This window comes from Nocardia aurantia, from assembly GCF_009604425.1.
In the GTDB taxonomy this organism is placed as follows: Bacteria; Actinomycetota; Actinomycetes; order Mycobacteriales; family Mycobacteriaceae; genus Nocardia; species Nocardia aurantia.
The window spans coordinates 286,233-298,716 of sequence record NZ_WEGI01000005.1 but is presented as its reverse complement, the minus strand read 5'-3'; the positions used below and the strand labels follow the sequence as shown (position 1 = coordinate 298,716).

Genomic DNA, 12,484 nt, shown 5'->3' with positions numbered 1-12,484 from the left:
CTCCTATCCCGAGATCCGGATGCCGGGGTTGACGCCCCAGACCGCCAACGTGATGAACAGGTCCGCGAAGACCACCGCGATGATGCAGAACTTGATCGCGCGGCCGGCCGCGACGCCGACGCCCTCGGGGCCGCCGGAGGCGAAGAAGCCGTAGTAGCACTGGATGAACGTCGTGATCGCCACGAACACCAGGGCTTTCAGCAGCGACCAGAGCACGTCCTGCGGTACCAGGAATTGGTAGAAGTAGTGCTGGAAGGTGCCGGTGGCCGTGCCGCCGATCGCCGAGACGGTGAGCGCGCAGGACAGGTAGGCGATCGGCAGCGCCAGGCAGTACAGCGGGATGATCGCGATCATCGCGGCGATCATCCGGGTGCTCACCAGGTACGGCAGCGGCCGGATGGCCACCGACTCCAGCGCGTCGATCTCCTCGGAGATCCGCATCGCCCCGAGTTGCGCGGTGAACCGGCAGCCCGCCTGCGCCGCGAACGCCAGCGTGGCCAGCATCGGGCCCAGCTCGCGGGTGGTGGCGAAGGCGGAGATGGCGCCGGTGATCGGGCTGAGCCCCAACAGGTTCAGCGAGTTGTAGCCCTGGATGCCGACCGTCATACCGCCGAACGCGGACAGGATCAGCACGATGCCGATGGTGCCGCCGCCGACGATGAGATTGCCGTTGCCCCAGGTGACATCGGAGAGCAGGCGCCAGACTTCCTTCGGATAGTGCCGGAGCGCCATCGGCATCGAGCCGATCGACCGGAGGAAGAAGAACACCTGATGCCCGATGCGGGCGAGCCAGTCCCGGGGGGCCGTGGCGGCCGTCCGGAACCGCCCGAGGGGCCGCAGCAGCGGCGGCACATAGGTCGAGGACACCGGATCACACCATCTGTGGGGGGAACAAGCTGTTGTAGATCTGGGTGGCGATGAGGTTCACGCCGAACAACATCACCGCCGAGAGCACAACCGCCGTGTTGACCGAATTCGCCACGCCGCCGGGACCGCCACGGGCGTTCAATCCGGAATCGCAGGCGATGATCGCGGCGAGCAATCCGAAGATCAGCGATTTGACCAGCGCGACAAGCAGATCCGCGGTGACCGCGAACGACGAGAAGGTGCCGACATAGGAACCGGGCGTGCCGTTCTGCGCGAAGATATTGAACACATAACCGGTGACGAATCCGACGAAAACCACGAAGCCGCAGAGTAATACGGATACCAGCATGGCCGCGCCGAGCCGCGGGGCGACCAGCCGCCGCAGCGGATCGACGCCCATCACCTTCATGGCGTCGATCTCCTCACGGATGGTGCGGCTGCCGAGATCGGCGCAGATGGCCGACCCGACCGCACCCGCGATCATCAGCGAGGTGACCAGCGGCGCGCCCTGCTGGATGATGCCGAGTCCGTTGGCCGCGCCGATGAACGACGTGGCGCCCACCTGCCCGGCCACCGACCCGACCTGGATCGACACGATGACACCGATCGGGATGGCCACCAGCAGCGTCGGCGCCGCGGCGACACTGGTCATGAACGCGCACTGCCGGACGAACTCGGCGAAGGGGAAGCGGCCCCGGACGATCGAGACGAACAACTCGGCGACGGCCTGTATGCCCATCACGATCTGGCGGCCGAAGGTTTCGAACGAACGCTTCGGGTGGTCCTGCCAGTAGGCCCGCGTCCAGTCGACGGCCCCACTCATTCTGGTCGTCACGGGACTCGTCGTCCCATCCGGACTGTTGGCGAACTCCACCGGCTACCCCTCTCGACGTCGGTTGCCTGCCCCGACGACTTGTTGCTCACGGCACCTTACTACGGAGTTAGGAAAAGCACACCGGAAAGTGTGCCACCCGCCACAGATCTGAATCCCCAGGTCCGACCCGCTGTGAGGTGTGACATCGGACTGTCTGTGTTCACAATGGAACAGCATGGCGATCGGGATATTTCGGAACGATCGCGGCGAAATTATCCGGACCAGGCATCCAATTTCAAGGAAAGAATTCATCGAAAAACCTTCGGCCCCGCCGAGGTGTGGACGAGACTATCCGGGTGACATCTCGTCTGCCGCTTTACGGCGTCACGGTGACCTACAACGACGGTGCCGCTCGGGCCGACAGCGGCGGTGCCGCTCGGGCCGACAGCGGCGGTGCCGCTCGGACGTACAGCGGCGGTGCCGCTCGGGCCGACAGCGCGACGCGCCGTGGTAACCGGAGGAACCGGACAGCTTTCCGGACCCGCGCGACATCCCGATTGTCCGCATCGATCCGGCGAAGCGTACGGCCGGGCGCGCCGTGTCCGGGCGCGAATACTGACAGGATGTAGTAGTACATGGTTGGTATCGTGCGGCTTCCGACAGCTGGAGGGACATGTTGACAAAACTCGCCAGGGCGGTGCGAACCGCCTTCGTCGTCGCCCTGGGCGCGGCGCTGCTCGGGACGGGACCCGGTGTGGCGCAGGCAGATCCGGATGGACCGGTGATCGGCGGCGGCTCCGGGATCATCATCGACAACCAGTTCGAGTGCACGGTGACCACCGTCGGTCACGATCACACCGGACGGCTGGTCGGTCTGACCGCCGGGCACTGCGGCGACGCCGGCGCGCAGGTCTGGGCCGAACAGGCCAGGGGCGCGGGGGTGATCGGCAAGTTCGTCTACTCCAACCACGATCTCGACTACGCGGTCATCCAGTTCGATCCGGACCGCATCACGCCGGTCAACCGGGTCGGCAACCTGACCATCACCAATCTCGGTGCGCCGGCGCAGTTCCCGGCGGTGGTCTGCAAGGAGGGCCGCACCACGGGCAACACCTGCGGTATCGCCTGGGGCGACATCTTCCAGACCGACGAGACCTGGACCCAGATGTGTGTCGTCGAAGGAGATTCCGGCGCGCCCGTGGTGGTGGGCACCACCCTGGTCGGCATGGTGAACGCCTACCTCGCGATGGCCTGCTTCGGTCCCGAGGTCGGGACCAACACCAGCGCGATCTTCAACGACCTCAACGCGCGCGGCGGCATCGGTTCCGGGTTCTACCCGATCTGATCAGACCGGCCGTTCGGCGGCCCGCACCGAACCACACGAGATCTCCCCGTCGCCCGTCGCGACGGGGAGATCTCGTTTCTGCGTCAAGCAGTATGTTTTCCGATCCAGATCGAACCGGACACCCGACCTGTTCGTGTCCTTCACTATGGGCGGTCAAGGACCGGAAGGGGTAGCGGGGCGTCGGCAGGGGGCTGCGCCCCCGATACCCCCTGAGCATCGTGAATCGGACCCGCCCGCGCCCGCACCTCCGGCCGACTCGGTTCCGGAACGGACCGGCACCCGGATGCGCGTGCCCCGCGCCATGCTGTTGCACTCGGTGGTGGCCGGGGCCGATTTCGATCGGTACTTCCGCTGGCGGCGCACCCACGACGGTGATCCGTTCGCCGTCCGATTCCCCGGTTTCGGGCGCGTGCTGTTCACCGGAACCCCCGACGGCGCAAAGGAACTGCTGCGCGCGCCGGTGTCGCTGCTGGTCCCGCCGCGGCCCAATCCGATCGAACCGCTGGTCGGCTCCGCCTCGGTGATCCTGGCCAAGGACGAACGGCACCGGCGCACCCGGGAACTCCTCGCACCGGCCTTCCACGGCAGCGCGATCGCGGCCTTCGCCGAGGCGATCCGCGACGCCGCCGACGCCGAGATGGACGGCGCGCGCACCGGCGTACCGTGGCGGCCCGGAGTCCGGCTCGACCTGCGGTCCGCCGCCCGCGCCATCACGCTGCGGGTGATCCTGCAGGCGGTGTTCGGACTGTCCGATGCCCGGCGGCGCGCCCAGTACACCAAGGAGGTCGTCGCCTATCTGACCGCCTTCAGCGGACCGCTGCTGCTGATACCGGCCCTGCGGCACGGCGCGTTCGGGCGGACGCCCTGGGATCGGTTCGTCGCGTCCCGGGACCGGCTGGACGCCCTCATCACCGCGGATATCGAACGCCGGCGCGGCGAGACCGCCGACACCACCGACATCCTGGGCACACTGCTGCGGGCCCGGTACGCCGACGGCAGCGCGATGCCCGCCGACGAGCTGTGCGAGCAGTTGCGCACCTTCCTGGTCGCCGGGCACGAGACCACCGCCACCAGCCTGGTGTGGGCGCTCTACTGGTTGTACCGGCAACCGGAGACGCTGCGCCGGCTGCGCACCGAACTGGCCGCGGCCGCCGGCGCCGAACCCGACGACCTGTCCCGGTTGCCGTATCTGAACGCGGTGTGCAGCGAGACGCTGCGGATGCATCCGCCGGTCCCGATCGTGTTGCGGCGCTTGATCGGTCCGTTCACGCTGCGCGGCGTCGACCTCGGCCCCGGGGACAACATGGGTATCGTGGTGTCGCTGCTGCACTCGGATCCCGGCGTCTTCCCGGACGCCGCGGCGTTCCGGCCGGAACGCTTCCTGGAGCGCCGCTACACACCGTTCGAATTCGCCCCGTACGGGGGCGGGCACCGGCGCTGCCTCGGCGCCTCGCTGGCCGAGTACGAGCTGCGGATCGTGCTGGCGACCCTGCTCGGCCGGGTGGAACTGGCGCCGACCGCGCGCTACCGGCGCAACCGGATCCCGCGCGCGGTGCCGCACAACATCGCCACCGGCCCGCAGCGCGGAATGACCTTCGACGTCATAGCAAACATGCAAAACAAGTGATTTGCGTCACGTTTGCCGGGCCGGACATCTCCGGCTTCGCGGCAAACGGCCATGTCGCGGCCCGCGCCGACTCGCCGATGCGAACACCGCATACACCGTTCACCGGCGACCGGGTGGCGTGCATGTGACTCCACACATACCACGAAGCAGGTTTTCATCACCGCGAGAACATGATTGGCGCGCGCCGACCGGCGATGTACTAATGGACTCGGCGTCGGGGACTCGCCGGAAACTGATACGTCGCGTTCGGAGCATCGATCTCGAACGGGGCGGAGGTACGAGAGGACTTGTAGGGCTGTGCGCATCAACACCGGTCGGCAATCGGCGCAGAATCGGACTTTCGGGTCGGCCCGCGGGTCCGCGATGAACCGGACCACCAGGATCGGGGTGCTGGCGCTGACCGTGACGGCCGCGGGCGCCGTGTTCGCCGGACCGGGTGTCGCCGCCCCGCTGTGGCCCGGCGGCCCGGACATCCCGGGCGCCCCCGCCGCCGTGCAGACCCCGCCGCCGGAGAACGGCGCCGCGCCGGTGAAGAATCCGCCGGCGTTGCCGCAGGCCAACTTCGCGGCCCCCGGCATCAGCCCCGGCGACGGTGACGTCGTCGGTGTGGCGCAGCCGATCATCATCAACTTCAAGGATCCGGTCGGCGATCACGACGCCGCCGAGAAGGCCATCCGGATCACCTCCAGCAACGCCACCCACGGCCACTTCTACTGGCACGGCGACAAGCAGGTGCGCTGGCGGCCGGAGGAGTTCTGGCCCGCCAACTCCGACATCACCATCGAGGCCGCGGGCACCAAGGTCGCCTACAAGATCGGCGACGAGGTGATCACCACCGCCGACGACGCGACCCACACCATCACGATCACCCGCAACGGTGAGGTGGTGAAGACGATGCCCACCTCGATGGGCAAGGCCAAGCACGAGACGCCGAACGGCATCTACTACGTCGGCGAGAAGAACCGGAAGATGGTCATGGACTCCTCCACCTACGGGGTCCCGGTCGATTCGCCGGAGGGTTACAAGGTCGACGTCGAATGGGCGACCCGGTTGTCCAGCAACGGCATCTTCGTGCACGCCGCCCCGTGGTCGGTCGCGCAGCAGGGCGTATCCGACGCCAGCCACGGCTGCCTGAACGTGAGCACCGCCGACGGCCAGTGGTTCTTCGAGAACTCGCAGAAGGGCGATCCGGTCGTCGTGCAGAACTCCACCGGCACCTTCACCGGCGACGGAATGAGCGACTGGAACTGACCGGAGACCGCTGAAAGGCGAGCCGGACGCACGGGCGGACCCTAGGATTCGCCCATGTCCGGCTCGCCCGATGCCAGCGCTTCTGGTGCACACGAATCGTTCACAGGACCGGCATCTCGGATTTTCCGGGCATTTGCCGGAAGGCGGCAGGCTGCCGCAGTGCGCACCGGACCGGAACGAGTTCTGCCCCAGCATCGTGTCCGGGGATGGAAGGGCCGTCCGTGGACCGACTACGGGCTGTTCCTGGTGCTCGTGGTACCGAATCTCGCACTGCTGGCGGTCTTCGTCTATCGGCCGCTGACCGACAACATCCGGCTGTCGTTCACCGACTGGAACATCTCCGATCCGCTCGCGCACTACATCGGCGTCTCGAACTACCGGGAATGGTGGGGGCGCGACGACAGCTGGCAGATCGTCGGCAACACCGTCGTGTTCACCGTCGCCGCCGTCGTCGGCAGTATGGTGCTGGGTCTCGCGCTCGCGATGCTGCTCGACCGGAAGCTGTTCGGCCGCAACGTGGTCCGCTCGGTCGTCTTCGCGCCGTACGTGATCTCCGGCGCGGCGATCGGCATCATCTTCCAGTTCATCTTCGATCCCAGCTTCGGCCTGGTGCAGGATGTGCTGCACCGCATCGGGATTCGGCACGTGCCGGACTTCTACCAGGATCCGCACTGGGCGATGGTGATGATCACCGTCACCTATATCTGGAAGAACCTGGGCTACAGCTTCGTGATCTATCTGGCCGCGCTGCAAGGGGTCCGGCGCGATCTGACCGAGGCCGCCGAGATCGACGGCGCGAGTCGCTGGACCACCTTCACCCGAGTGTTGCTGCCGCAGTTGCGGCCGACCACGTTCTTCCTGTCGATCACGGTGCTGCTCAACTCGTTACAGGTCTTCGACATCATCAACGTGATGACCCGCGGCGGGCCGCTCGGCACCGGCACCACCACGATGATCTACCAGGTGTATCGGGAATCCTTCGTCAACTTCCGGGCCGGGTACGGCGCGACGGTGGCCACCATCATGTTCGTGGTGCTGCTGATCGTCACGCTGCTGCAGGTCCGGGTCATGGATCGGGGTGAGCAGTGAGCGAGGCGGGGACCGCGTATCGCCGGCGGAAGGGCGCCGCCACGCTGTTCGGCTACGCCGCGATGGTCTGCGTGCTGATCATCATCGGGGTGCCGCTGTTCTGGGTGCTGATCACCTCGTTCAAGGGACGGCCGGACATCTACACCCAGCCGGCGGTCTGGTGGCCGCACGTCTGGCATCCCGGGAACTACCACGAGGCGACCACGACGCTGCCGTTCTGGCAGTTCCTGCGCAACTCGCTGATCATCACCGCGATCATCGCGACGGTGAAGTTCGTGCTCGGCATCCTCAGCGCCTACGGGCTGGTGTTCCTGCGCTTCCCGGGCAAGAACATCGTGTTCCTGGTGATCATCGCGGCGCTGATGGTGCCCAACCAGATCACCGTGATCTCCAACTACGCGCTGGTCGCCCAATGGGGTTGGCGCAACAGCTATCAGGGCATCATCCTGCCGCTGTGCGGGGTGGCGTTCGGCACCTTCCTGATGCGCAACCACTTCCTGTCGCTGCCCACCGAGGTGATCGAGGCGGCGCGGATGGACAACGCCAACTGGTGGCGGCTGCTGACCCGGGTGGTGCTGCCCATGTCGGGACCCACCATGGTGGCGTTCGCGGTGGTCACCCTGGTGAACGAGTGGAACGAATATCTGTGGCCGTTCCTGATGTCCGACGACGCGCGGGTCGCCCCGCTGCCGGTCGGGCTCACCCTGCTGCAGAACACCGAGAATCCGAGCGTCACCAACTGGGGGCCGGTGATGGCGGGCACCCTGCTCACCATGGCGCCGATCCTCGTCGTGTTCCTGATCCTGCAACGTCAGATGATCAAGGGCCTCACTTCCGGTGCGGTCAAAGGTTAGTTTCCACAAGGAGATTCACGTGTCCCCCTCGTCATTCGACCCAGCCCGGTTTTCGAACTTCTCCCGGCGCGGCTTCCTCGGCGCGGCCGGGGTGGCCGGTGCGGCCGCGGCCGGACTGGCGCTGACCGCGTGCGCGGGCAGCGGCGGCGGCTCCCAGCAGTCCGGCAGCTCGAACACCATCACCTTCTGGTCGAATCACCCCGGCACCTCCAAGGAGCTGGAGACCGAGATCATCAACCGCTTCCAGGCCAAGTACCCGGACCTGAAGGTCAACCTGATCGATGCCGGCAAGAACTACGAGGAGGTGGCGCAGAAGTTCAACGCGGCCCTCTCCGGTGGTGAACTGCCCGACGTGGTCGTGCTGTCCGACGTCTGGTGGTTCAACTACGCGCTGACCAAGGCGATCGAGCCGCTGGACTCGCACTTCTCCTCGGCCGGCGTGAACGTCGCCGACTACGTGGACACCTTCGTCAACGACTACAAGTTCGACGGCAAGACCTGGGCGTTGCCGTTCGCGCGGTCGACCCCGCTGTTCTACTACAACAAGGACCTGTGGGCGAAGGCCGGTCTGCCGGACCGCGGCCCGCAGAGCTGGCAGGAGTTCGACGAGTGGGGCCCGAAGCTGCAGAGCCTGGTCGGCGACGGCAAGTGGGCGCACGGCTGGGGCGACGCGAAGAACTACCTGGCCTGGACCTTCCAGGGCCCGAACTGGACCTTCGGCGGCGCCTACTCCGACCAGTGGACGCTGAAGTTCAACGATCCGCACACCATCGCGGCCGGCAACTATCTGCGCGACTCGATCAACGGCAAGAAGTACGCCAGCATCCGGCCGCAGATCGCGGTCGACTTCGCCACCGGCGTGATCGCCTCCACCATCGCCTCCACCGGTGACCTGCGCGGCATCACCAAGAACGCCGCCGGCAAGACCGAGTTCGGCACCGCGTTCCTGCCGCATCCGGCGGGCCCCGGCGTCACCACCGGCGGTGCGGGCCTGGCGATTCCGTCCCGGATCTCCGACCAGCGCAAGGCCAACGCGCTGAAGTTCATCGAGTTCGCCACCAACGCGGCCAACACCGCCTACTTCACCCAGGGCACCGGCTACATCCCGGTCCGCAAGTCGGCCATGCAGGATGCCAGCGAGCAGGACTTCCTGGCGAAGAACCCGAACTCCAAGACCGCCTTCGATCAGCTGGCGACCACCAAGTCGCAGGACTACGCCCGGGTGTTCCTGCCCGGCGGCGACCAGATCATCGGCACCGGACTGGAGCAGATCGGCCTGCAGAACAAGGACGTGACCTCGGTGTTCGCCGACGTCACGAACCAGCTGCAGGCGATCTACGACCGCCAGATCGGCCCGAAGCTGCCCAAGTAGTCCGCGCATCCATCTCGTTCCGACCGATCTCGAGGAGACCGAATCCGCATGGCCACGGTGCAATTCGACAACGCCACGCACCTGTACCCCGGCGCGGACGCCCCTGCGGTCGACGGCCTGGACATCGAGATCGCCGACGGGGAGTTCCTGGTCCTCGTCGGCCCGTCCGGCTGTGGGAAGTCGACCAGCCTGCGGATGCTCGCCGGGCTGGAATCCGTCGAACGAGGCCGGATCCTGATCGGTGGCCGCGACGTCACGGGCCTGCCCCCGCGGGCCCGTGACGTGGCGATGGTCTTCCAGAGTTACGCGCTGTACCCCAACATGAGCGTCGCCGAGAATATGGGCTTCGCGCTGCGCAACGCCGGGATGAACCGCGCCGATACCCGCGCCCGGGTGCTCGAGGCCGCCCGGATGCTGGAGCTCGAGGACCTGCTGGACCGCAAACCCGCGAAACTGTCCGGCGGACAACGGCAACGGGTCGCGATGGGCCGCGCGATCGTGCGCCGCCCGCAGGTGTTCTGCATGGACGAACCGCTGTCCAACCTGGACGCCAAACTGCGTGTGAGCACCCGCGCCCAGATCGCCGCGCTGCAACAGCAGCTCGGCATCACCACCGTGTACGTCACCCACGACCAGGTCGAGGCGATGACGATGGGCCACCGGGTCGCGGTGCTGCGCGACGGCAGGCTCCAGCAGGTCGCCTCGCCGCGCGAGCTGTACGACGATCCGGTGAACGCCTTCGTCGCCGGCTTCATCGGCTCGCCGGCGATGAATCTGCTGGAGGCGGCCGTCACCGAGGGCGCCGCGGTGATCGACGACCTGCGCATTCCCATACCGCGCAGCGTCGGCGACCGGGCTCGGGTGCTGGTCGGCATCCGGCCCGAGGCGTGGGACGTCGCCGGTGACCCCACCCACGCGCTGGCGCTGGAGGCCGAATTGCTGGAGGAGCTCGGCGCCGAATCCTTCGTATACGGGCACGGCATCCACGAGCACTGGTCGAGCCGGTCGGGCCGGGTGGTCGCCCGCGTCGACCGCCGGTTCCGCATCGCGCTCGGCGAGAAGCTGCTGCTGACCCCGAAGGCCGACGAGATCTACTTCTTCGACGCCGACACCGAGGAACGCCTGCGCTGAGGGCGCCGCCGCTCCGCACGATCGACGGCGCCGCCGCTCCGCACGATCGACGGCGCCGCCGCTCCGCACACCAGACGGCGCCGCCGTCCGGGCACGACAGGGCCGAGATCGGCATACTGGACGGCGTGACTTCAGACGCGAGCATTCCCTCCGGTATCGATCTGGACTACCGCGACAACGCCGTGCGGGTACAGGACGACCTGTTCGCGCACGTCAACGGCCGGTGGCTGGAGACGTACGAGATCCCGGCGGACCGCGCGATCGACGGCGCCTTCCGGACCCTGCACGACCAGGCCGAAGCCGACGTGCAGGCGATCATCCAGGAAGCCGCGGCCGCCGACGCGCCCGCCGGCAGCGAGGAACGCAAGATCGGCGACCTGTACTCCAGCTTCATGGCCGAGGAGGCCGTGGAGGCGGCCGCGCTCACCCCGATCGCCGACGAGCTGGCCGCCGTCCGCGCGGTCACCGATCGCGGCACGTTCGCGGCGCTGCTGGGCCGGTTGCAGCGCACCGGCGTCGGCGGCGCGGTGGCCGTCTACGTCGACACCGACGACAAGAACTCGCAGCGCTACCTCGTGCACACCACCCAGTCCGGCCTCGGCCTGCCCGACGAGTCGTACTACCGCGGCGAGGATTTCGCGGCGATCCGCACCGAATACCTCGCCCACATCGGCCGCATGTTCGCCCTGGCCGGCATCGACGCCGACCCGCGGCGGGTCTTCGACCTGGAGACCAAGCTCGCCGCCGGCCACTGGGACGTGGTCCGCCGCCGCGACGCCGAATTGAGCTACAACCTCACCACTTTCGGCGACCTGGCCGCCGAGAATCCGGAATTCGACTGGAACGCCTGGACTTCCGAACTGGCCGCGGGCGCCGACCGGCCCGGCCCCGAACTGTTCGCGGAACTCGTCGTGCGCCAACCGGATTACCTGCGCACCTTCGCCGCCCTCTGGGCCTCCGAACCGCTCGAGGACTGGCAGGCCTGGGCCCTGTGGCGGGTACTGCGCGCCCGCGCACCGTATCTGACGGCCGCCGTGGTCGCGGAGAACTTCGACTTCTACGGCCGCACCCTCACCGGCGCCCAGGAGAACCGCGAGCGCTGGAAGCGCGGCGTCTCCCTGGTCCAGGACCTGCTCGGCGAAGCGGTCGGAAAGCTGTACGTGGCACGGCATTTCCCGCCGGAGGCCAAGGCCCGGATGCAGGACCTGGTCGCCAATCTGATCGAGGCCTACCGCCGCAACATCACCGACCTCGACTGGATGGGCCCCGACACCCGGCAGGCCGCGCTGGCCAAGCTGGAGAAGTTCACCCCCAAGATCGGCTACCCCGACCGCTGGCGCGACTACGACGCGATCCACATCGACCCGTCCGACCTGATCGGCAACTACCGCAACGGCTATGCGGCCGAACACATTCGCGACCTGAACAAACTCGGCGGCCCGGTCGACCGCGCCGAGTGGTTCATGACCCCCCAGACGGTCAACGCCTACTACAACCCCGGCATGAACGAGATCGTCTTCCCCGCCGCGATCCTGCGGCCCCCCTTCTTCGACCTGCACGCCGACGACGCCGCCAACTATGGCGGCATCGGCGCCGTGATCGGCCACGAGATCGGCCACGGCTTCGACGACCAGGGCAGCAAATACGACGGCGACGGCAACATGATCGACTGGTGGACCGACGCCGACCGCGCCGAATTCGCCCTCCGCACCAAGGCATTGATCAACCAGTACAGCCAGTTCTCCCCGAAGGAACTGCCCGACAACCACACGGTCAACGGCGAATTCACCATCGGCGAGAACATCGGCGACCTCGGCGGCCTCTCGATCGCCCTGGCGGCCTACCGCATCGCCCTCGGCGACACCCACCCCCCGGTCCTCGACGGCCTCACCGGCCTGCAACGCGTCTTCTTCGGCTGGGCCCAGGTGTGGCGCACCAAATCCCGCACCGAGGAAGCCATCCGCCGCCTCGCCGTGGACCCCCACTCCCCACCGGAATTCCGCTGCAACGGCGTCGTCCGCAACCTCGACGGCTTCCACGAAGCCTTCGCCGTCCGCCCCGGCGACGCCCTCTACCTGGAACCCGATGAGCGCGTACGGATCTGGTGAGGCGATCCGGGCCGACCGGCTGCCGG

General features: G+C 67.5%; 10 protein-coding genes. 8 read left to right on the top strand and 2 right to left on the bottom strand.

Features of this window, described 5'->3' with window-relative positions; all coding sequences use genetic code 11:
• Window positions 1–3: 3 nt before the first annotated feature.
• Both NRB56_RS13090 and NRB56_RS13085 read right to left on the bottom strand, forming a co-directional pair.
• Window positions 4–867, bottom strand: a complete 864-nt coding sequence (locus NRB56_RS13090) for an MlaE family ABC transporter permease (protein ID WP_319942940.1) — start codon at window positions 865–867, stop codon at window positions 4–6.
• Between the two features lie 4 nt (window positions 868–871).
• Window positions 872–1,690, bottom strand: a complete 819-nt coding sequence (locus NRB56_RS13085; RefSeq protein ID WP_153342189.1) for an MlaE family ABC transporter permease — start codon at window positions 1,688–1,690, stop codon at window positions 872–874.
• 664 nt (window positions 1,691–2,354) lie between these two features.
• On the opposite strand from NRB56_RS13085, the gene NRB56_RS13080 reads away from it, so the two are divergent.
• The 8 genes from NRB56_RS13080 to NRB56_RS13045 all read left to right on the top strand — a co-directional run bounded on the left by NRB56_RS13080 (window position 2,355) and on the right by NRB56_RS13045 (window position 12,458).
• Window positions 2,355–3,026: a chymotrypsin family serine protease gene (locus tag NRB56_RS13080; RefSeq protein WP_153341745.1), complete on the top strand. Its 672-nt coding sequence runs from the start codon at window positions 2,355–2,357 to the stop codon at window positions 3,024–3,026.
• 283 nt (window positions 3,027–3,309) lie between these two features.
• Window positions 3,310–4,653, top strand: a complete 1,344-nt coding sequence (locus tag NRB56_RS13075) for a cytochrome P450 (RefSeq protein ID WP_153341743.1) — start codon at window positions 3,310–3,312, stop codon at window positions 4,651–4,653.
• Window positions 4,654–5,016: 363 nt separating this feature from the next.
• Entirely contained in the window at window positions 5,017–5,904 is an 888-nt protein-coding gene (locus tag NRB56_RS13070; RefSeq protein WP_153341741.1) for a L,D-transpeptidase, read from the top strand.
• Between the two features lie 159 nt (window positions 5,905–6,063).
• The gene (locus tag NRB56_RS13065; RefSeq protein WP_319942939.1) at window positions 6,064–6,993 is read left to right on the top strand and encodes a carbohydrate ABC transporter permease; all 930 of its coding nucleotides are present in this window, start codon (window positions 6,064–6,066) and stop codon (window positions 6,991–6,993) included.
• Between the two features lie 62 nt (window positions 6,994–7,055).
• Window positions 7,056–7,847 (top strand): carbohydrate ABC transporter permease, encoded by a 792-nt coding sequence (locus tag NRB56_RS13060; protein ID WP_227837686.1) that lies wholly within the window; start codon window positions 7,056–7,058, stop codon window positions 7,845–7,847.
• Between the two features lie 19 nt (window positions 7,848–7,866).
• Window positions 7,867–9,219: an ABC transporter substrate-binding protein gene (locus NRB56_RS13055; RefSeq protein ID WP_319942938.1), complete on the top strand. Its 1,353-nt coding sequence runs from the start codon at window positions 7,867–7,869 to the stop codon at window positions 9,217–9,219.
• Window positions 9,220–9,267: 48 nt separating this feature from the next.
• Window positions 9,268–10,350: an ABC transporter ATP-binding protein gene (locus NRB56_RS13050; RefSeq protein WP_153341739.1), complete on the top strand. Its 1,083-nt coding sequence runs from the start codon at window positions 9,268–9,270 to the stop codon at window positions 10,348–10,350.
• A 125-nt stretch (window positions 10,351–10,475) separates the two neighbouring features.
• A complete protein-coding gene (locus tag NRB56_RS13045; protein WP_319942937.1) occupies window positions 10,476–12,458 on the top strand; it encodes a M13 family metallopeptidase in 1,983 nt (660 codons plus the stop codon).
• The last annotated feature ends 26 nt before the right edge of the window (window positions 12,459–12,484 follow it).

What these genes read in the sequence shown, in the direction of transcription:
- NRB56_RS13070 (WP_153341741.1), top strand. Translation starts at nt 5,017, where the DNA reads ATGAACCGGACCACCAGGATCGGGGTGCTGGCGCTGACCGTGACGGCC.
- NRB56_RS13050 (WP_153341739.1), top strand. Translation starts at nt 9,268, where the DNA reads ATGGCCACGGTGCAATTCGACAACGCCACGCACCTGTACCCCGGCGCG.
- NRB56_RS13060 (WP_227837686.1), top strand. Translation starts at nt 7,056, where the DNA reads ATGGTCTGCGTGCTGATCATCATCGGGGTGCCGCTGTTCTGGGTGCTG.
- NRB56_RS13075 (WP_153341743.1), top strand. Translation starts at nt 3,310, where the DNA reads ATGCGCGTGCCCCGCGCCATGCTGTTGCACTCGGTGGTGGCCGGGGCC.
- NRB56_RS13085 (WP_153342189.1), bottom strand. Translation starts at nt 1,690, where the DNA reads ATGAGTGGGGCCGTCGACTGGACGCGGGCCTACTGGCAGGACCACCCG.
- NRB56_RS13080 (WP_153341745.1), top strand. Translation starts at nt 2,355, where the DNA reads ATGTTGACAAAACTCGCCAGGGCGGTGCGAACCGCCTTCGTCGTCGCC.